Origin of the sequence: Frigoribacterium sp. CFBP 8759 (genome assembly GCF_014841655.1) — a bacterium.
Taxonomy (GTDB): Bacteria; Actinomycetota; Actinomycetes; order Actinomycetales; family Microbacteriaceae; genus Frigoribacterium.
On the sequence record NZ_JACYUH010000002.1, the window covers coordinates 959056 to 978738 of the forward strand.

Here is a 19683-nt window from a genome sequence, read left to right on the forward strand (position 1 = left end):
TCGGACGTCCGGCACCGCGCCTCCTAGACTCGACGGACGGGTCCGCGGGGACCGCCTCGGCGGTGCCCCGGCCCGACGGTCGTGAGCGAGGAAGAGGTCAGCGTGTCGGACACCAGGCGCCCTGAGCGGCCCACCCCGGTCAAGCCCCGACCGCCGCGGGTGCCCAAGGCCCCGAAGGGCAGGCCGAAGGGGCCCGCCCAGTCACGACTGGTCAACCAGCACGAACTGCGCGACGTCCGGGCGCGACTGCGCGGCACCATCTACGAGGGCACGACGCCCGAGCACGGCATCGGCGGCGACCTCTACTCGCCCCGTCAGATCGTCGACTTCTGCCTCGACCTGGGCGACGTCATGCTGTCGTCGGGTGCCGACGTCCGCAGCACCGAGGTCGCGATCGTGGCCGTGAGCACCAAGTGGAACCTGGCCCCGCTCGAGCTCGACATCACGGGCACGGCGATCACCATCCAGTACGCCCCAGCCGGCGTCAACCCGTTGGTCAAGACCCGGGTCATCTACGCCGAGGGCTCGAACCTGCACCGGCTGTCGAGGGTCTACCAGATCGTCGACGACCTGCTGCACGACGACCGCGACATGACCGAGGCGGTGGCCGGCCTCGTCGAGGTCTTGAAGTCCCCGCCCCGGTGGCCCTCATGGATGACCGACCTGGCGATGGGCCTGCTGGGCGTCTCCGTGACGCTGCAGGCCGGCGGCACGTGGCAGGCCGCCGTCGGCGCCTTCGTGGTGATGATCGGCATCATGACGTCCGGCCGGGGGCTGACCGCCCGCGGCATCCCCCAGTTCTTCGTCATCGGCCTGCAGGCCGCGTCCACCGCCGCACTCGGCACGCTCGGCATCTGGGCGGGGCTGCTGACCCCGGGAGGCGCGGCGGCGTTGGTCGCGGCCGTGGTCGTCCTCGTCCTGCCGCACCCCACGATCGTCACCTGGGCCCAGGACGCGATCTCGGGCTTCCGGTCGATGGCGGTCGGGCGCGCCCTGGTGATCGGGCTGATCGTCGCCGGGGTCGTGTGCGGCATCCCGGCCGGACTCGCCGTGACCGCACGGTTCGCGGACATCGAGGTCGACCCGACGAACATCACCCTGCAGGCCCTGCCGCTCTGGCTCTCGCTCATCTCGAGCTTCGCCGCCGCGTCGGCCAACTCGATCGCGCAGGGGTCGACCGCACGCATGATCCCGATCACGATCGGCGTCGCCCTGGTCGGCAACCTCTCGCTCTTCACCCTGCGCCAGCTCGGCCTGCCGCTCATGGGGGCCACGTTCGTCGCGGCGACCCTGCTCGGAGCGCTCTCGACCGTGGCCGCGGCTCGTCTGCGGACGGCGGCGACGGTCATCGCCGTGCCGGCGTTCTGCGGGTCGCTGCTGCCGTCGCTCGCCGTCGCGTCGTCGCTGCTCAACTTCATGGCCGGCAACGACGGCGCCGAGGTCGACTTCGTGTTCTCGATGCTGACGACCCTCGCGATCGGCGCGGGACTCGTGCTCGGCAGCCTGCTCGCGACCCCGGGCGCGCGCCGGTGGTTGCGCCGGGCCAAGCGCGTGCGGGTGCAGTCGGTTCACACGGACACGACGCCGATCAGCATCATCGTCCCGACGGTCGCCGCGGAGGCACCCGTCGCGGAGCCGTCGGTCGGGGTGCCCGCGCCCACGCCCACCGCACCGATCCCCGTGGTGCCGTCGGCCACCGAGACGGTCCCGAAGCCGAGCCCTACCCCTGAACGCCCGCGCCTCGCGGACCCCACGGCACCCCGCCTGCCCGGGGTCGCTCTCTCGACTCCGGTCCGATCCGCAGAGCCCCCGGCAGACGCGGCGACCTCGAACGGCTAGCGCTCGGCCCCGGCAGTGACCCCACGCCCGGCGTCGCCGCGCCCCGTGTCGCCGCGACCCGTGTCGCCGCGCCCCGGCAGCTCGACCTGGGCGTCCTCGCCCTCGAGGCGGCGGATGATCGGCTGGACGTCGCCGATCTCGGCGCCGACCCAGTGTCGGTGCATCTTCTCGGCCACGGCGTAAGTGGTGCCCGACCCGCCGAAGGGGTCGAGGACGAGGTCGCCGGGCTCGGAACTGATGGTCAACACGCGCTCGAGCAGCTTCTCGCTGAGCTCGTTCGCCCCGCGGGTCTTCGTCGCCCGGTGTCGCACGGGCGGGATGTCGAGCCAGACGTCGGTCAGGTTGATCCCGTCCGGGTGCAGCTTGCTGCGGTGGCCGCCGTAGTCCTTGATGTCCCGGCCGCAGTGCCGGCAGACCTGGATCGGCAGGCGGGGACGGACGAAGCGCGACGGCTTGCCCTTGCTGTAGTAGAGCAGCGAGTAGTGCGACGGGTAGAGCTTGTTGGGGATCGGCAGACCGTACTTGATGTCGACAGCGACCCAGTGACGGAAGGTCATGCCCTCGCCGTTCAGCACGTGGCCCAGCTCGATGTTCCAGCGAGGGAGGTTGAACAGGTAGAAGGAACCGCCCGGCCGGAGCACGCGGACGCATTCGGCGATCCACCGACCGCACCAGGCCAGGTAGGCGTCTTCGTCGAGCGAGTCGTCGATGCCCGCCCCGTAGACCTTGCCCAGGTTGAACGGCGGATCGGCGAACACGAGGTCGACGGACTCGTCGTCGAGCTCGGCGAGGACCTCGAGGCAGTCGGCCTGGAAGAGTCGACCGCTGGCGGTGCGGTACGTCGGTTGCACATCGTCCTTCGGGGTGTCGCGGGGCGGGATCGGTCGTCGAGAAGACTACTTCGGGCCGCCGACACGGAGGCCCGTCCGTTCGACTGACGACCGGTAGGCTAACGACCGTGTCACCCCCTGCGAAGGAGCAGAAGCCGGACTCGCGGCAACCCCGTCCGGTCGACGAGGTGATCATGCTCCGCCGTCGGGGCCGACTCCTGCTCGACGACACCCTCGACCCCGGCGACCCGATCCTCCGCCCCCGGCGTCCCCCTCGACGAGGCCCGCCGAGCGTCTCCGTCCACCGCGAGCCGATCCCCCACCAGCCCGCACTCGCGCTGGCCCTGTCGGCGGTCGCCGCCGCCGGGTACGTCGCGTGGGGCTGGGGCGAGCTGGACGAGGGAGCCACCGGGTTCCCGTTCGGCCTCGCTCGAGGTCGCCGGGCGTCGACGCCCGTGGTCGGCCTGACCTCGGCGGCCTTCGCCGTGACGGCCCTCGCGTCGGCCACGGTCGGACGACGGCCGGGCCGGTCCCGGGCCCTGCGCCGACTCGCCGTCGCGACCTCCGCGCTGACCACGGTGGTCGTCGTGACCACGCTCGTCGCGACGGTGCTGCCCCTCGCACCGACCTGACTCGGCCCGCCTCGCGGGCGGGAGCAACAGCAGAGGGCCCGGACAAGCTACCGTTGCACCATGAGTGACACCACCGAGCAAGCCCCGAGCGACGCCACAGAGCAAGCCGACACGACGCCGACGTTCGCCGATCTGGGCTTGAGCGACCAGGTCCTGAAGGCCATCCGCGAGATCGGCTACGAGACCCCTTCGGCCATCCAGGCCGCCACGATCCCCACCCTGCTCGACGGCCGCGACGTCGTCGGGCTCGCGCAGACCGGCACCGGCAAGACCGCGGCCTTCGCCCTGCCCATCCTCTCGCGCCTCGACGTGTCGGCCAAGAAGCCGCAGGCCCTCGTGCTGTCGCCGACGCGCGAACTCGCGTTGCAGGTCTGCGAGGCGTTCGAGCAGTTCGCCTCCGGCATGCGCGGGGTCCACGTCCTGCCCGTCTACGGCGGCCAGGCGTACGGCGTCCAGTTGAGCGCGCTCCGCCGCGGCGTCCACGTCGTCGTCGGCACGCCCGGTCGCATCATGGACCACCTCGCCAAGGGCACCCTCGACCTCAGCGAACTCAAGTACCTGGTGCTCGACGAGGCCGACGAGATGCTGAAGATGGGCTTCGCGGAGGACGTCGAGACGATCCTCGCCGACACCCCCGACGACAAGCAGGTGGCCCTGTTCTCGGCCACCATGCCGCCGCAGATCCGTCGCATCTCGAAGCAGTACCTGAACGACGCCGAAGAGATCACGGTCAAGGCCAAGACCACGACCTCGGTCAACACGACCCAGCGCTACCTGATGGTGTCGTACCCGCAGAAGGTCGACGCGCTCACGCGCATCCTCGAGGTCGAGAACTTCGAGGGCATGATCATCTTCGTCCGCACGAAGAGCGAGACCGAGACCCTCGCCGAGAAGCTGCGCGCCCGCGGCTACTCGGCCGCAGCGATCAGCGGTGACGTCGCCCAGGCCCAGCGCGAGCGCACGGTCAACCAGCTGAAGAGCGGCAAGCTCGACATCCTCGTGGCGACCGACGTCGCGGCCCGCGGTCTCGACGTCGACCGCATCAGCCACGTCGTCAACTACGACATCCCGATCGACACCGAGTCGTACGTGCACCGCATCGGCCGCACCGGGCGTGCCGGTCGGAGCGGCGCCGCGATCAGCTTCGTCACGCCGCGCGAGCGTCGTCTGCTGGGTGCGATCGAGAAGGCCACCCGCCAGCCGCTCACGCAGATGCAGCTGCCGACCGTCGAGGACGTCAACAGCACGCGCCTCACCCGCTTCGACGACGCGATCACCGAGGCCCTGTCGCAGGACAGCCGCATCTCGGCGTTCCGCGACATCATCAGCCACTACGTCGAGCACCACGACGTGCCCGAGGCCGACGTCGCCGCCGCACTCGCGGTGGTCGCCCAGGGCGAGACGCCCCTGCTGCTCGACCCGAAGGACGAGCGCCCGCAGCGCGACGAGCGTCCGCTGCGCGAGCGCGACGACCGCGCCCCGCGCGCTGGTCGCGACGACGACCGGGGCGAGCGCCGTGAGCGTGGCCCGCGGACGTCGAAGCCGATGACCGCCTACCGCATCGAGGTCGGTCGCCGTCACCGTGTCGAGCCGCGTCAGATTGTGGGTGCCCTGGCGAACGAGGGCGGTCTGAGCCGCGACGACTTCGGGGCGATCCAGATCCGCCCCGACTTCTCGGTCGTCGAGCTCGCCTCGGACGTCTCGAGCGACATGCTCGACCGCCTGAGCGACACCCGCATCAGCGGCAAGCTCATCGAGATCAAGCCCGACCGCCGAGGAGGCGCGCCCCGCCGCGACGACCGCCCCGACCGGTCGCAGGGTGGCGAGCGGCCCGCCCGCAAGCCCCGCTACTAGACACCCGGCCGCACGGCCCACGACGCCGACCCGGCTCCCGCCTGGTCGGCGTCGTCGTGTCCGGGCGGTTCGTCGGCGACCAGCGGTCGCGCACGGGCGAGTTCGTCGTCCCCGGTCCGCTGAGTCGCCCGTCCACCACGAACTCGCCCGTGAACCCACCGTCCCCGCTGAACGGAGTCCGATGAGCACCCCGCCCTCCCCCGGTGGCACCGACGCGCTGTTCGGCGTCGTGCAGACCGCCCTCACGATCGGCAGTGCCATTCCGTTGCTGCTGTCGGTCGTCGCGCTCGTGCTCTTCGGCCAGATGAGACGTCGGCTCTCGGCCGGCCTGCCGGGAACGCCGGGCACGCGCCGCCTCGCCGACGACTCCCGCCGACTGCACGACCTGGCCCGGGTGAGCCTGCTGGGTGCCGCGTTCGGCCTCGTGCTGCTGGTGATCGGCCAGCTCGTCGTCGGCCTCGGCACGACGCAGGGGCTCGCGGCGGCGTTCGCCGGGCCGCTCGCACCCGTGACGATCGGTGCGGTCGTGCTGACCGGCCTCGCGGCCGTGGCGCTGGTGACGTCGCCGGCGCCGCCCGCGCCTCCTGAACGCCGCTGACCCCGTTCGACGTCGGCGCGGGTCGTGCTCGTCGAGTGGGCAGAAACGGTCCTTCCCGGCCCGACGAAGGACCCTTTCTGCCCACTCGCCCGTTGTTCACCTCGTGCAGGCACCAGGGACGGCTCACCCACGGCCCGGGGTGACGCGCGGCCCCGGGTCGGTACCGTGGCTGGATGACGTCGTCGACGGAGCCCGGCGGTGTCGACGTGACCGGCGCTAGGCCGGGGTCACGGCGTACTCCGCCGCCAACACCTCGCCCAGCCACGCGGCGAGCGTCGCGGCGGCCGACACCGACGACGACCGCTCGACGTCCGGGTTGTAGTTGGTGTTCGTGTTGACGTCGTAGGGCACGAAGCGGCCGTCGACGGTCTCGATGAACTCGATGCCGGCGACCTCGATGCCGTGCTCGGCGACGAAAGCCTCGAGTCGCCGTACGAGCGGGTGCTCCGCGGTGACCGACGGGCGCACCGCGAACGGCGCGAACGTGGCCGGGTCGGCTCCGTCGGGCACGACGCACGCGTCGGCGGGGCACAACTCGAAGCTGCCGGCCGAGGTGTCCACGCGCACCGCGTAGACGAAGCGCCCGCCGACGAACTCGACGCGCGTGTTGAAGGGCTCCTCGGCCTGCAGGAACTCCTGCAGCAGGGTGATCCCGTCGACCGGCACCTCGAAGTCGGGCCCGTCGACGTACGCGTCGAACGAGTCGAGGTCGTCGAAGCGCCGCACACCGAGGCCCTTGCCGCCCTGGTTGTGCTTCGTGATGAACGGCAGTCTCTGCTCGCGTGCCCGGGCCTTGAGGTCGGCGGTGCCGAACACGGCGGTCGTCGCGGGGACGTCGAACCCGGCGGACGCCAGCGCGAGGTACTGCGCCACCTTGCTCACCTCGAGTTCGACGACACCGCTGCCGTTGATGGTCCGGCGCCCGTGCCGTTCGGCCCAGCGCAGGGTCGCTCGCGCGACCTCCTTGGCGGTCCCCCGGCCGCGCGTGTGGGCCGAGCCGCTCAGCCGCGACCAGAACACCCCTTCAGGAGGCGCGGCCGCGAGGTCGAAGGACGTCCCGTCCAGCAGGTGCTCGCGGTGGGGCACCCCCGCGGCGTCGAGCGCGGCGACGAGCGGCGGCAGCCACTCGGCGTTGTCGTGCAGCACGTGCACGACGGGTGTCGGGTCGGCGTGGTCGATCGGCGAGGTCATCGTTCGATCGTGCACCCATCGGGCCCGGGGTGCCAGCACCGACCATCACACGCCCCATGCGGACCGGACGATCGCGCACAGTGCTGCATCGTCGTCGGCGAGCGTCGAGCACTCGCCCGTCGCGGCCTGGCCGACCGTCTCGGTGGCGAGGTCGGCCGCCCCGCGCACGTCTCGCCGGAACGTCACGACGGTCCCGGCCGGTGCCGTCCGAACCGCGCCGACGACGTCCGCCACGGCGGCGTCGGTGGCGGCGGCGTCGTGGTCGTCGTCGTCGAGCTCGATGCTGAGGTGGCCTTCCGTGGCGGTCACGGCCACGCCCTCGATCCGGGGTGCGGCCACGATGGCGCCCGTGACGGTGGCGAGCACGGCGAGGGCCTCTGGTCGGCCCGAGAACGAGAGCCCCCTGCGGTCGGCTGCACCGGACGAGACGCGGATCTCGTCCATCCCGGACACGGCCGCGGAACCACCGATGGCCTGCATCGCGGGCACGACGCCCTCGAGCCCCGACGTCCATACCTCGACCGACCGGGCGCTGATCGCCGAGTAGGTGACCGTGTCGGGTGCGACGACGTCCACCAGCGACTCGGCGGCGGACAGGTCGCCGTCGAGCTCTCGCCGTTCGTCCGGTGACGAGACGAAGCCGATCGAGGTGCCGGGCACCTCGGACATCCCGACGAGGACGCCGGCGATCCGTGCCGCTCGCGGGGACGCCTCCGCCACCTCGTCGCGCGAGTGGTGACCCGTGACGCTCGGCGTGTCGAGGTCGACCCGGATGCCCTCCGGCAGGACCTCGACCCGCCCGGCCCCGAGATCCGCAGCCCCCACGGCGTCGAGCAGACGGGCCTGGTCGGCGGCGTCGAGGACGACGTCGGACGTCGCGGGATCGTCGAGGACCGAGGGGAACCCGGAGACGTTCTCGGTCACGAACCGGCGGGTGTCCGGACTCCACGCCGTCACGTCGACGTCGGTCAGCTGGGCCGCGGCGTCCCGAAGGGAGCGTGCCCGCTGCCAGGCCGAGAGGACGTCCGACGACTCCGACGGGACCACCGTGATCCCGAACCCTCGCCGAGGCGAGTCGTCCCCGGTCGCCCCGTCCTCGCCGAACGCGTGCGTGGCGAGGGACACCTCGGCGAAGACCGCGTCGTCCGCGACGCGACGCGCGAGGTCGAGCTGGGCCGCCGTGTCGCCCTCGTCGGCGAGCACCTCGAACGAGACGGTGCCTCGCCGGACGTCGACGAACCGCCAGCCGGAGGAGTCGCCGACGTTGCGGGCCACGAACGGCCTGATGCGCGCGGCGACGGCTTCGAGGTCGTCGTCGGAGAGGTCGTCCTCGACCACGACCGTGGCCTGGGCCTCCGCGACGCCGAGGGGAGAGTCGCTCCCGGCCGTCTCGATCTCGACCACGCCGCCGACACCGTCCATGAGCGACTCGAACCGTTGGAGCAGGTCACTCGAGCTGGCGCATCCGGCGGCGAGCGCGAGGACGGCCACGACGACGGTCGCCACGACGCCCCGCCTCGACCTGATGCCCATCCCCATTCCCATCCCCATCCCCATCCCCATCCCCCCATCCTGGCCGCTGCGGACGACGAGCGACACCGTCGCCGAGCGGAGCGTCACCAGTTGGTATCGTCGTCCGACGACTGCCGGAGGTCTTGCTTGGTGAACCACCCGTCGGGGCACGACGACGCCCTGAGCCGCGACGACGTGCGCGCGGCGTACGAAGACGACCCCACCTGGGCCCTGCTCCGCGGCTACAACGCCCGCTGGATGCTGCCGCTCTTCTCCCGCCACCTCGAACACGCCGAGGGTCCGGTGTCGGCCGACTGGTTCCACCGACAGGTCGCCGACGCCCTCGAGCAGAACGCCGCCGAGCAGGCGGCGTCCGAGCAGGCCGCGCTCGAGCAGGTGGCGTCCGAGCAGGCCGCCCCCGAGCGCCCGGCGTCCGAGCGGGCGACGACCGAGCGGGACCCCGAGGAGGCGCGGCCCGCGTCCCCGACGCCCGTCGCCACGCCGGCCCCCACCGAGCAGAAGACCACCCCGGCCGAGTACTGCCGCAGCTGGGTCGAGAGCCGTTGGCTCGTCCGCACCCGCGCCTCCGGACCGGACGCCCGTGCCGAGTACCGCCTGTCGCCGCATGCGCTCAAGGCGCTGCGCCTCGTGCGCGACCTCGTCGAGCGCGACAACGCCGTCAGCGAGGCCCGCCTCGGCAGCATCGCCCACGCCGTCGGGCAGCTCGCGGGCCTCGCCGACCCCAGTCGCGAGTCGCAGCTCGCGCGCCTCGACGAGCAGATCGCCGAGCTCGAGCGCCGCAAGGCCGAGATCGAGCGGCACGGCACCGAACCCACCGCTCCCGACGTGCTGCGCCGTCAGGTCCGCGAGGTCGTGCGTCTGACCGCGTCGCTGCCCGAGGACTTCCGCCAGCTCGGCGCCATGGTCGAGCAGCGGCACCGCGAGGTCGCGCGCCGGGCCTCGTCCGAACACGTCGGCAAGGGCGCGCTCGTCGACCAGTACCTGCGCGACAACGACCTGCTCGAGCAGACCCCCGAGGGACGCGCCTACCGCGGCTTCGCCCAGATGCTGTCGTCGCGCGGGATCGACGTGATGCGGACCGACATCGAGAAGGTCCTCGCGCAGCCCGACGCGGCCGCGCAGCTCACCGAGCGGCAGCGCACGCAGCTCGAGTCGCTCATCTCGTCGCTGCTCGCCGAAGAGCAGAGCGTGCAAGAGACGTACGGCCGGTGGACGTCGTCGCTGCGGCGCTTCCTCAGCCGGTCGGGCTCCGACCAGCAGCAGCGCCTGCTCACCCTCGCCGACCGGGCGCTGCACGCGGGCGGCGTCTGGGCCGAGCGCCGGCCGGGCCACGCCATGCTGCCCGTCGAGCACGGCGACGGGCTCGGCCTCGGGGCGCTCGACGTCCGCGACGTGAGCCAGGTGCAGCTGCACACCGATCGCGCGCGTCCGACGGTCGACGTGCAGGTGACGATCGGCGACGCGTCCCTGCCGGAGGCCGACCGGGCCGCCCTCCGCCTCACCTCGGGCACGAGCACGGCGGCCGTGTCGGCGACGATCGACCGGCTGCTCGTCGACCGCGACGAGGTCACGAGCGTCGACGTCTACCAGGCGACCGAGCCCGGGTTCCGCCGCCTCGCGCTCGTCCTCAGCATGCTCGACCTCGCGCTCGAGCGCGGCGTCGTCGGCGACGACACCGAGACCGTCGAGCTCGTCGGCGATCCCGCCGACCCCACGACGTCAGGAGGCGCGGGTCGGCAGGTCACGCTGCCCCGCCTCGTGTTCCGGCGCGGTCCCGCGGGTCCGCCCGGGGCCGAGCCGGGCGTCGAGCCCGACGCCCCCGACCTCACGACCGGCACGACCAGCACGAAGGACCTCGCATGAGCCCCGCAGCCCCCTGGGACGAGACCGGCGTCGACGAGGCGACCCGCGCCTCCTCGGCCGAGGCGACCGCCACCTCCCCCGACGAGTCGGCGCGCGCCTCCCGCGATGCCTTCGACGACGGCGACGCCGACGACGGGGCAGCCGGCGTCCCGGACGCACTGCCGCTGGCCGGACGCAAGGCACTCGTCACGCTGCTGACCCACCGGTTCGTGTCCCGCGCCCGGCAGCAGGAGGCCTGGGCCGGCCTGCTCGCCCACGAGCCCGAGATCCGGGCCCGGCTCGAGGAGCTGTTCCTGGTGCTGGTCATCGACCACGACCACGAGGTCGCCTTCAAGCGACAGGGCGGCGAGGACGACGTGCCCGTGCTGCTGCGCCGCGAGAAGCCGCTGTCGCGGGACGCCTCGCTGCTGATGGTCTTCGCCCGCCGGGAGCACGCCTTCACGGACGGGCTCGACGAGGCGATCGTGATCTCGAAGGACGCCGTGGCCGAGTTCCTCGGTCGGTACCACGACGACTCGGGCTCCGACGAGGTGCGCGCCCGCCGCCGGGTCGACGCCGCCATCGCCGCGCTCGTCGCCCGAGACCTGCTGACGGCCGAGCCCGACGACCCCGAGCTGTTCGTGGTCTCGCCCGCGATCGTGCCGCTGATGACCGCCGACCGACTCGCGCACCTCGAGCGGGTGTACCTCGAGGCGGCGGGCGTCGAGGGCGACCCGACCGACGGGGACGAGGTCGGCACCCCCGCCGATGCGGACGCGGCCGAACCGGAGGTCGACGCCGACGTCGTCGAGCCCGAGGTCGAGGTCGAACCCGATCCCACCGACGACGACCCCGCGGACACGGTGGAGGACACCCCCGACGCCGAACCCGACCCGACCGCCGTCCTGCTCGACCTCGACCTCGACCTCGACCTCGAGCCCGAGCCCGAGCCCGCGCACGACGCCGGCACCGACACCGACCCGGAAGCACCCCAGGCATGAGCATCGCCGACACCCCGCCCGACCTCGGCATGTTCCACTCGGGCCAGTACCGCATCGAGCAGGTGCAGCTGCTCAACTGGGGCAGCTACGCCGGCCTGCACCGCATGCCGGTGGGTCGCGGCGGCATCGCCATCCTCGGCCCGACCGGCCGCGGCAAGTCGACCGTGCTCGACGCGATGGCCGCGGTCATCATGCCCAACCCGCAGGAGTTCAACCGCGCCGCCCGCGACGACAGCCGGCAGCGGTCCGAGCGCACCGTCTACAGCTACGCGCGCGGCAAGACCGACGAGGTCCGCGACGCCGCCTCCGACCGCACGACGACGCGGTTCCTGCGTCCGCTCGGCCAGGCGTTCCCGAGCGGCGCGGCCATCACCTGGTCCACCGAACTCGGCCAGACGGTCACGGCCGTCCGCGTCGCCTGGATCGGCGAGGACACCGCCAGCCAGGACGACGTCACCCAGGCGAGCGTCTACCTGCTCGTGCAGGGTCGCTTCGACCTCAGCCGGCTGTCCGAGGTGACGCGCGAGGGCACGAGCCAGAACCCCCTGGCCCGTGGCTCCCTCGCCCGCCTGCTCGACCCCGCCCACGACCTCGCGACCTCGTCGCAGCCCGAGCTGCGGGTGCGGTTGTGCGGTCAGCTCGGCATCGGCGGCAGCGACGAGTCGCAGCTCAAGGCCCTGACCCTGCTGCGTCGGGCGCAGGCGTCGAAGGGCGTGTTCTCGATCGACGACCTGTTCAAGCAGTTCGTGCTCGTGCAGCCGCAGGCGCTCAGCCGCTGGGAGACCACGCTCGCCACCTACCGTGAGGCCTCGGCGCTCTACGACGTGTTCGAGACGACCCGCAAGAAGCTCGACGTGCTCGAGGCCGTGCCGACGCTCGCCGACCGGTACGAGCTCGCCGGACGCGACGGCTCGGCCAAGCGCCGCCTGCTGGTCGACGACGACGGGCCCAGCCGCCTCCGCGTCTGGTTGGCCGAACGCGTCGGCAGCTGGGTCAGCGGCGAGGTCGACCGCGTCACGACCGAGAAGCGCGAGCAGGGCGAACGCCGGAGGCGCGCCCAGGCGGACGAGCAGCTCGCGTTCCGGTCCCGTGAACAGGCCCTGGCGCGGATCAGCGAGCTCGGGGGCGATCCCACGCAGTCGCTCCGCGAGCACGTGGCCGCCGCCGAGGCCGAGCTCGCCGCCGTCGAGCGCACCCGCGGGCGGCTCGCCGCCGCGCTCGAGGGGACCGGCGCGTCCCTCCCCCGCGACGACGAACAACTCGCCGCGCTCGGGCAGCGTGCCGACCGCCTCGCGGCCGACGACGCGGCCGCCCGGGCCGCGACCGCCGACGCCCGAAGCGACCTCGCTGCCCGCATCGGCGAGACGAAGCGCTCGCTGGCCGCCCTCGAGAAGCAGAAGCGGTCGTTCGAACAGCGCCGCAGCAACGTGCCCGACGACGCGATCGAGCGACGCCGGCGCATCGCCGAGGGGGCGGGCGTGCCGGTGTCGGACCTGCCCTACGCCGGCGAGCTGTTCGAGGTCGCGCCCGAGCACGCCGGGTGGGCCGTCGCGATCGAGCGCGTGCTCGGCGACCTCGCCACGCACCTCCTCGTGGACCGCACGCACTTCGACGCCGTGCGCCGCTGGGTGGACGAGAACGACGTGCGGGGACGCGTCACGCTCGTGCCGGCGACCACCGGGGCCGATCCGACGCTCACCCCGGTCGACCGCACCGTGCCCGCCATGGTGCGGCTCGACCCGGCCAGCCCGTTCCGTGGCTGGCTGCACGACGAGCTCGTCGCCGACCGCAGCGTGCTCTGCGTCGAGGGTCCCGACGACCTCGGCGGCCCGCGCCCGTCCGGCACCCGCGGTGCCGTGACCCGGCGCGGCCTCCGCACCGGCTCGCGGGACCGCGTGATCAAGGACGACCGGTCGACCCGTTCGTGGATCGGGCTCGACAACGCGGCCCGGATCGCCGAGCTCGGCGACGAGATCGTCGACCTCGAGGCCGTGCTGGCCCGGGTCCGCGCCGAGTACGACGCGATCGAGGCCGAGGCGGTCGACCGCCGCCGCGTCGCCGACGCCGTGGCCCGCGCCAAGGAGTTCACCTGGGACGAGCTCGACACCGCCCCCGCGCAGGCGAGGCTCGACGACCTGCGCGCCCAGCTGGACCGCATCGCCGTCGAGCGTCCCGAACTGGCCACGTTGCAGGCCGAGGCCGCGCAGCACGACGACGACCGCTCGGCCGCGACGCGCCGCCTGGCCGAGATCGACCAGGTGCTCGCGCAGCTCGACGAGAAGCACGCGACGCTCGTCGACATCGAGGACGAGTTCGCGGACGCCGCCGACGCCGACCCCCTGACCGACGACGAGCGGGCACTCCTCGCCCCGCTGCCGTTCGCGGCACCGCGTGAGGCGACCGACGTCGTGCGGCTGTACCGGGACGCGGCGTCGCAGCTGCGGGCCCAGGTCGACGCGCACGACCGCGACCGGGCGAACGCCGAGTCGACGCTCGTCGTCGTCTTCGAGCGGTACCTCGAGCTCGACCGCACCGCGGGCATCGACGCCACGATCGAGAGCCTGCCGGCGGTCCGGGCGATCCACCGGCAGCTCGTCGAGGACGACCTGCCGCACGCGAGACAGCGCTGGCTCGAGAGGGCCGGCAGCGACGTGGGCGACAGCCTGCGGGCGCTGCTCGTCCAGATCGAGGAGGACGGCCACGTCATCCGCCGCGGCGTCCGCCCCATCTCGCAGGCCCTGCGGTCGATCGAGTTCCGGCAGGGCTCGACGCTCGACATCGAGCCGCGGCCGGTGTCGAACGGCGACCTGCTCGAGTTCAAGCGGACGCTGCGCGAGCACACGGGCGGGGCCGGGAGCGGGGCCACGTCCGAGGCACGTGCCTCGGACGGACGGGCTCCGGAGGCGCGGGACGCGTCCGAGGTCGAGCGCCGGTTCCTGAGGCTCCGCCGCGACCTCGCCCACCTCGAGGAGAAGTCGAAGGTCGGTGACGCCTGGCGCCGCCGGGTGCTGGACGCACGGGAGCACTACCAGTTCCGGGCGATCGAGACCCGCGCCGACGGGACGCAGATCGTGCACGAGGGCGTGGCCGGCAAATCCGGCGGCGAGGGGCAGGAGCTCATCGCGTTCGTGCTGGGGGCCGCCCTGCGGTTCCGGCTGGGAGACGGCACCGACCGGGTGCCGACCTACGCGCCGATCGTCCTCGACGAGGGCTTCGTCAAGGCCGACGCCGAGTACACCGGCCGGGCCCTGGCGGCGCTGACCTCGCTGGGCTTCCAGCTCGTGGTGGGCGCGCCGCGCGACAAGGTCAACGCCTTCGAGCAGCACGTCGAGAGCGTGGCGTACATCTCGAGCGATCCGTCGAACCCCGAGCTGTCGCGCATCTACCCCTTGACCATCCGGCAGGCGATCCAGGTCGAGCAGCACGGTCTCGACCCCGCGGCGCTCGCCTGACCCGCGCCTCCTCGTCCCCCTCCGTCCGAGTGGGCAGAAGATGTCCTCCGCACGCCGGGGAAGGACATGTTCGGCCCACTCGGACGCAGGGAAGGCCGCTACGCGGCGCCCGGCGCGAGGAAGCCCGTCTCGTAGGCCATGATCACCAGCTGCGCCCGGTCGTGGGCATCGAGCTTGGTCATGATGCGGTTGACGTGGGTCTTCGCGGTGTGCGGCGAGATGACCAGGTCGGTGGCGATCTCGGCGTTGGCGCGACCCCGGGCGACGAGCAGCAGCACCTCGCGCTCACGGTCGGTGAGGTGCGCGAGCTCGGCCGGCACGACCGGCGACGACGCCCCCGACGACGACTCCCCTGACGACGTCGTCCCCGAGACCGATCCCGCCCCGCCGCCATTCGGCAGGACGTACTTCTCGATCAGGCTGCGGGTCGCGACGGGCGACAGCAGCGACTCCCCCGCGTGGACGGCCCGCACCGCCCGGACGATCTCGTCGGGCTCCGCGCCCTTGCCGATGAACCCGCTCGCCCCGGCGCGCAGGGCCGCGACGAGGTACTCGTCCTCCTCGAACGTGGTGAGGATCAGCACCTTCGTCCCGGCGAGCAGCGGGTCGGCGCAGATCTCGGCCGTCGCGCCGATGCCGTCGAGTTCGGGCATGCGGATGTCCATCACGACCACGTCCGGACGCAGGGCCGACGCCCGCATCACCGCCTCCCGGCCGTTCACGGCGTCGCCCACGACCTCGACCCCGTCCTCGCCGTCGAGGATGTCGGTCACGGCCTGACGGATCAGCGGCTGGTCGTCGACGACGAGCACGGTCGTCACGAGGCTCCCCCGCTCCCACCGGACGAGCCGGACGAGCCGGCCGAGCCGGACGAGCCGGCCACGTCGACCCCACGCGTCACCGGCAGCACGGCCGCCAACCGGTAGCCGCCCGGTGTCGGCCCGGTCTCGACGACGCCCCGAACCGAGGCGACGCGTTCGCGCAGACCGAGCAGCCCGTACCCGCCACGGACGTCCGCCGCTTCGGTCACGTCCCGCGACGCCGGCACGGGGTTCGTCACCACGACCGACACCTCGTGCTCGTCGACCGCGACGAGCACGTGCGCACGGTGTTCGGCACCGTGCTTGCCGGCGTTCGTCAGCCCCTCCTGCACGACCCGGTACGCGACGAGGTCGACCGCGCCCGTGACCGCGGCGAGCGGGCCCTCGACCCGCGTGCTCACGACGAGGCCCGCGTCGGCGAACCCTGCTACGAGTTCGTCAAGTCGTGCGAGGCCCGGTTGCGGCGACGCGACCCGCTCGGAGTCACCGGCACGCAGCACCTCGAGCAGGTCCCCGATCTCGCCGAGGACGGTCCGGGAGGCGCGGCGGATGGTCGCGAGGGCCGTCACCGCCTTCTCGGGTCGCGTCTCGATCGCCGACGACGCGACGCCCGCGTTGAGGCTGATCACCGAGATCTGGTGGGCGACGGCGTCGTGCAGGTCGCGGGCGATGCGCAACCGCTCCTCGGCCACCCGGCGCGAGGCCTCGGCCTCACGGGTGCGTTCGGCTCGTTCGGCGCGTTCGGTGACGGCCTCGATGTACTCCCGTCGGGAGCGGCTGGCGTCGCCCGCCGCGGCGGCGAAGGCGACCAGGAGCGTGAACTGGACCACGGGCAGGTCGACGACGCGTCCCCCCACGCCCAGCAGGCCGAGCAGGGCGACGGCCAGGACCGTGGCGACCGTCACGACGATGGTGCGGCGGCGCGGGGTCCGCGCGGCCACGGCGAAGACGGCGATGCCGGTGGCGAGGACGACGCCCGGTGCGAGCGTGCCGAGCAGGGCGGCGATGCCGAACAGGCCGACGATCGCGGCGAGCACCGGGACGGGGCGTCGACGACGGAACGGCAGCAGGACGACGGGGGCGACCACGACCGCGACGGCCAGCCCGCCGGTCGGCCGGAACCCCGCGACGGGGAAGGGGGCGAACGCCGCACCGACGACGAGCACCGCGGCGATCGTGTCGCCCAGCCACCAGGGGACGCGAGGTCGCGGGTAGGCGGGCTCGCGCCTCCCGCCGTCCGTCGTCGTCATGACCCCATCGTGCCCTGGAACGCCAGCGGCCGAGTCCCCCTCTGGCCCGACGTCGCGTACCGCAGGTGCGGTACTCGACGGCCGGCAGGTGTCCGCGGTGGGGGGACGACCCGGTCGGCGCGGCCCGCGAGGGTGGGTCTCGGCCCCGGAGACACCGGGGCCGTCAGCGACAGGAGCACCATGGCGCCGATCATCTCGGTCCGAGACGTCCACCGTTCGTACGGGCGCGGCCCGAACCGGTTCGAGGCCCTGAAGGGGGTGAGCTTCGACATCGCCGAGGGCGAGAGCGTCGCGATCGTCGGCAAGAGCGGCTCGGGCAAGTCGACCCTGATGCACGTGCTCGCCCTGCTCGACGCCCCGACGACCGGCACCGTCGAGCTCGAGGGGGTCGACACGAGCACGCTCAAGGGAGGGCGCCTCAACCGGACGCGCAACAAGACGTTCGGCTTCGTGTTCCAGCAGTTCTTCCTGACGTCGAGCTCGTCGGTGCTCGAGAACGTCGTGCTGCCGATGAAGATCGCGGGCGTGCCCCGCGGCGAACGCCGTCGCCGCGGCCTGGCGGCCCTCGAGCAGCTCGAGCTCGCCGACAAGGCGAAGAACAAGGCCCTGAACCTGTCGGGTGGTCAGAAGCAGCGCACGGTGATCGCGCGCGCGCTGGTCAACGACCCGCGCATCATCTTCGCCGACGAGCCCACCGGCAACCTCGACACGGCGACCGGGGCGGTCGTCGAGGACATCCTGTTCTCGTTGAACCGCGAGAACGGCATCACGCTGATCGTGGTGACCCACGACGAGGAGCTCGCGGCGCGCTGCGACCGGCGCATCGTGATCCGCGACGGGTTGATCGTCGACGACGAGGCCGAGGTGGCCGCATGACGACCATCGACCTGCTGCTGACCGCCGTCTCGAACACGTTCCGGTCGAAGACGCGGACGATCCTGACCGTCCTGGCGATCTTCGTCGGCGCCTTCACGCTGACGCTGACGAGCGGGCTGGGCACCGGCATCAACGCCTACATCGACGACACGGTCTCGGCCGTGGGCTCGTCCGACACGATGACGGTCACGAAGGCCTCCGACGACGCGCAGGGTCTCGGCGGGGCGAACTCGGGCCCGGCCGAGTACGACCCCGACACCGTCGCCGCGGGCGGGTTCGGCGCCCCCGGGGCGACCGTCGTCGCCCTGACCCCGGACGACGTGACGACCCTCGAGGGCGTCGACGGCGTGCTGGCCGTGCAGCCGACCGAGTCGCTCGCGACCGACTACGTCGAGGGCGAGAGCGGCACGAAGTACGTCGTCTCGGCGAGCGCCCTCGTGCCCGGGCAGCAGCTCACCCTGACGGCGGGCGCCCAGCCCGACGACGACGCGACCGACCTGCAGGTGGTCGTCCCGACGTCGTACGTCGGTCCCCTGGGGTTCGCGGACGACGAGGCGGCCGTGGGTCGGTCCGTCACGCTGGCCGTGACCGACGCCACGCGCACGCAGCACACGGTCACCGCGACCGTCGTCGGCGTCGCGGAGGAGAGCATCGCCTCGCCCGCCGGAGCGGCGGTCACCCCGAACGCGGCCCTCGGCACGGCCCTGTTCGACGCGCAGAACGTCGGGCTGCCCGCCGACCAGGTCGACCGCTACGCGCAGGCCACGGTGCGGTTCGCCGCGGACGCGTCCGACGGGCAGGTGAGCGACCTCAAGGAGCGTCTCGCCTCCGCCGGCTACACCGGCACGACCGTCGCCGACCAGCTGGGCACCTTCACGACGGTGATCGACGGCATCGTGCTCGTGCTCAACGCCTTCGCGATCATCGCCCTGCTCGCGGCGAGCTTCGGCATCGTCAACACGCTGCTGATGAGCGTCCAGGAGCGCACCCGCGAGATCGGCCTGATGAAAGCGATGGGCATGGGCAGCGGCAAGGTGTTCGGCCTGTTCAGCCTCGAGGCCGCGTTCATCGGGTTCCTCGGCAGCGCGATCGGCGTGGGCGTCGCGATGATCGCGGGCAGCGTCGTCAGCGCCACCCTGGCCGGGTCGCTGCTGTCGAACCTGCCCGGGCTGACGCTGATCGCGTTCGACCCCGTGTCGATCGCGCTGATCATCGTCGTGGTCATGGTGATCGCGTTCCTGGCCGGGACCCTGCCCGCCGCCCGCGCCGCCAAGGCCGACCCGGTGGAGTCGCTCCGCTACGAGTGAGGCCGAGGAGGCGCGGGGCAGCCCCGGAAGGACGCCCCGGTCTCGTGCTCCAGCAGCGTCCACATCCAGTCGAGCGCGACGCCGGGCGTGAGGCCGGGGGCCTTCTGGGCGAGCTGGGTCGCGAGGCCGTCGCTGTAGGCGGCGAGCTTGAGGGCGAGCGCCGACGGGTCGGCCGTCGCGAACCGGCCCTGCTCGACCCCGCGGCGGAGCGTGCGGGTCAGGCAGGCCTCCCACACGCGGATGCGCTCGACGTACTCGGCGGCGACGGCGGGCTTGCGCGCCACGGCCGTCCAGTAGTCGGACCAGAGCCGCCAGTGCTCGTCGGTCGCGTCGGTGTCGGCGAACAGGGGCTCGACGAGCATCCGCACCCCGACGACCGGGTCGGGCTCGACGTCGACCGCCTCGATGATCGACGAGTAGAACCGGGCGGTCTCGAGCACGACGACCTCGTTGAGGATCTCGGCGACGCCGTCGAAGTGGTAGGTCACGGTGCCGACCGAGACCCCGGCCGCGGCGGCGATGTCGCGAAGCCGGGTCGCGCCCATGCCCTCGCGGACGATCACCTCACGGGCGGCCTCGACGATCGACGCCCGCCGGACGACCGGCTTCTGTCGCACGCCCGCGCCGCCGGTGGCCACGCCGCTCACGCCGCCGCCG

The 19683-nt window shown here is 72.9% G+C and carries 15 protein-coding genes; 9 read left to right on the forward strand and 6 right to left on the reverse strand.

Features of this window, described 5'->3' with window-relative positions:
• The first annotated feature begins 102 nt into the window (after window positions 1–102).
• A complete protein-coding gene (locus IFT79_RS09800; protein ID WP_342211811.1) occupies window positions 103–1839 on the forward strand; it encodes a threonine/serine ThrE exporter family protein in 1737 nt (578 codons plus the stop codon).
• Here IFT79_RS09800 and IFT79_RS09805 read toward each other — a convergent pair.
• Window positions 1836–2690, reverse strand: a complete 855-nt coding sequence (locus IFT79_RS09805; protein ID WP_157485268.1) for a DNA-methyltransferase — start codon at window positions 2688–2690, stop codon at window positions 1836–1838. The genes IFT79_RS09800 and IFT79_RS09805 overlap by 4 nt on opposite strands.
• Window positions 2691–2797: 107 nt before the next feature.
• Here IFT79_RS09805 and IFT79_RS09810 point away from each other — a divergent pair, with 107 nt between their 5' ends.
• The 3 genes from IFT79_RS09810 (at window position 2798) to IFT79_RS09820 (ending at window position 5753) form a co-directional block, all read left to right on the forward strand.
• Window positions 2798–3301, forward strand: coding sequence for a hypothetical protein (locus tag IFT79_RS09810; protein WP_159825933.1), 504 nt, complete (start codon window positions 2798–2800; stop codon window positions 3299–3301).
• Window positions 3302–3361: 60 nt separating this feature from the next.
• Window positions 3362–5155, forward strand: a complete 1794-nt coding sequence (locus IFT79_RS09815; protein WP_056044815.1) for a DEAD/DEAH box helicase — start codon at window positions 3362–3364, stop codon at window positions 5153–5155.
• Window positions 5156–5336: 181 nt separating this feature from the next.
• The gene (locus IFT79_RS09820) at window positions 5337–5753 is read left to right on the forward strand and encodes a hypothetical protein (RefSeq protein ID WP_192123847.1); all 417 of its coding nucleotides are present in this window, start codon (window positions 5337–5339) and stop codon (window positions 5751–5753) included.
• A 216-nt stretch (window positions 5754–5969) separates the two neighbouring features.
• On the opposite strand, the gene IFT79_RS09825 is transcribed toward IFT79_RS09820, so the two are convergent.
• Window positions 5970–6944 carry an ATP-grasp domain-containing protein gene (locus IFT79_RS09825; protein ID WP_192123848.1) on the reverse strand — a complete coding sequence of 325 codons (975 nt, stop codon included), beginning with the start codon at window positions 6942–6944 and terminating at the stop codon, window positions 5970–5972.
• A gap of 45 nt (window positions 6945–6989) precedes the next feature.
• Window positions 6990–8450, reverse strand: coding sequence for a hypothetical protein (locus IFT79_RS09830; RefSeq protein ID WP_192123849.1), 1461 nt, complete (start codon window positions 8448–8450; stop codon window positions 6990–6992).
• A gap of 156 nt (window positions 8451–8606) precedes the next feature.
• Between IFT79_RS09830 and IFT79_RS09835 the strand changes: the two genes are divergently transcribed.
• Genes IFT79_RS09835 through IFT79_RS09845 form a run of 3 tightly spaced genes read left to right on the forward strand, consistent with a single transcriptional unit; the run spans window position 8607 to window position 14772 of the window.
• Window positions 8607–10340, forward strand: a complete 1734-nt coding sequence (locus tag IFT79_RS09835) for a DUF3375 family protein (RefSeq protein ID WP_192123850.1) — start codon at window positions 8607–8609, stop codon at window positions 10338–10340.
• Window positions 10337–11320, forward strand: a complete 984-nt coding sequence (locus IFT79_RS09840) for a DUF4194 domain-containing protein (protein WP_192123851.1) — start codon at window positions 10337–10339, stop codon at window positions 11318–11320. The genes IFT79_RS09835 and IFT79_RS09840 overlap by 4 nt, the downstream gene beginning before the upstream one ends.
• Window positions 11317–14772, forward strand: coding sequence for an ATP-binding protein (locus IFT79_RS09845; RefSeq protein WP_192123852.1), 3456 nt, complete (start codon window positions 11317–11319; stop codon window positions 14770–14772). The genes IFT79_RS09840 and IFT79_RS09845 overlap by 4 nt, the downstream gene beginning before the upstream one ends.
• 98 nt (window positions 14773–14870) lie before the next feature.
• On the opposite strand, the gene IFT79_RS09850 is transcribed toward IFT79_RS09845, so the two are convergent.
• Together IFT79_RS09850 and IFT79_RS09855 are read right to left on the reverse strand one after the other, a co-directional pair.
• On the reverse strand, window positions 14871–15593 hold the full coding sequence (locus IFT79_RS09850) for a response regulator (RefSeq protein WP_192123853.1): 723 nt from the start codon (window positions 15591–15593) through the stop codon (window positions 14871–14873).
• Window positions 15590–16843: a sensor histidine kinase gene (locus IFT79_RS09855; RefSeq protein WP_192123855.1), complete on the reverse strand. Its 1254-nt coding sequence runs from the start codon at window positions 16841–16843 to the stop codon at window positions 15590–15592. Before IFT79_RS09855 ends, IFT79_RS09850 begins: the two co-directional genes overlap by 4 nt.
• A gap of 180 nt (window positions 16844–17023) precedes the next feature.
• Here IFT79_RS09855 and IFT79_RS09860 point away from each other — a divergent pair, with 180 nt between their 5' ends.
• Window positions 17024–17719: an ABC transporter ATP-binding protein gene (locus IFT79_RS09860; protein WP_043595759.1), complete on the forward strand. Its 696-nt coding sequence runs from the start codon at window positions 17024–17026 to the stop codon at window positions 17717–17719.
• Window positions 17716–19026, forward strand: a complete 1311-nt coding sequence (locus IFT79_RS09865) for an ABC transporter permease (protein ID WP_192123857.1) — start codon at window positions 17716–17718, stop codon at window positions 19024–19026. Before IFT79_RS09860 ends, IFT79_RS09865 begins: the two co-directional genes overlap by 4 nt.
• Here IFT79_RS09865 and IFT79_RS09870 read toward each other — a convergent pair.
• Window positions 19017–19673: a TetR/AcrR family transcriptional regulator gene (locus IFT79_RS09870; protein ID WP_342211812.1), complete on the reverse strand. Its 657-nt coding sequence runs from the start codon at window positions 19671–19673 to the stop codon at window positions 19017–19019. The two genes, IFT79_RS09865 and IFT79_RS09870, sit on opposite strands and share 10 nt — an antisense overlap.
• Between the last annotated feature and the right edge of the window lie 10 nt (window positions 19674–19683).

Excerpts from the sequence above, each read along its gene's own strand:
- IFT79_RS09815 (WP_056044815.1), top strand. The coding sequence starts at position 3,362 with ATGAGTGACACCACCGAGCAAGCCCCGAGCGACGCCACAGAGCAAGCC.
- IFT79_RS09820 (WP_192123847.1), top strand. The coding sequence starts at position 5,337 with ATGAGCACCCCGCCCTCCCCCGGTGGCACCGACGCGCTGTTCGGCGTC.
- IFT79_RS09825 (WP_192123848.1), bottom strand. The coding sequence starts at position 6,944 with ATGACCTCGCCGATCGACCACGCCGACCCGACACCCGTCGTGCACGTG.
- IFT79_RS09840 (WP_192123851.1), top strand. The coding sequence starts at position 10,337 with ATGAGCCCCGCAGCCCCCTGGGACGAGACCGGCGTCGACGAGGCGACC.
- IFT79_RS09845 (WP_192123852.1), top strand. The coding sequence starts at position 11,317 with ATGAGCATCGCCGACACCCCGCCCGACCTCGGCATGTTCCACTCGGGC.
- IFT79_RS09855 (WP_192123855.1), bottom strand. The coding sequence starts at position 16,843 with ATGACGACGACGGACGGCGGGAGGCGCGAGCCCGCCTACCCGCGACCT.
- IFT79_RS09860 (WP_043595759.1), top strand. The coding sequence starts at position 17,024 with ATGGCGCCGATCATCTCGGTCCGAGACGTCCACCGTTCGTACGGGCGC.
- IFT79_RS09865 (WP_192123857.1), top strand. The coding sequence starts at position 17,716 with ATGACGACCATCGACCTGCTGCTGACCGCCGTCTCGAACACGTTCCGG.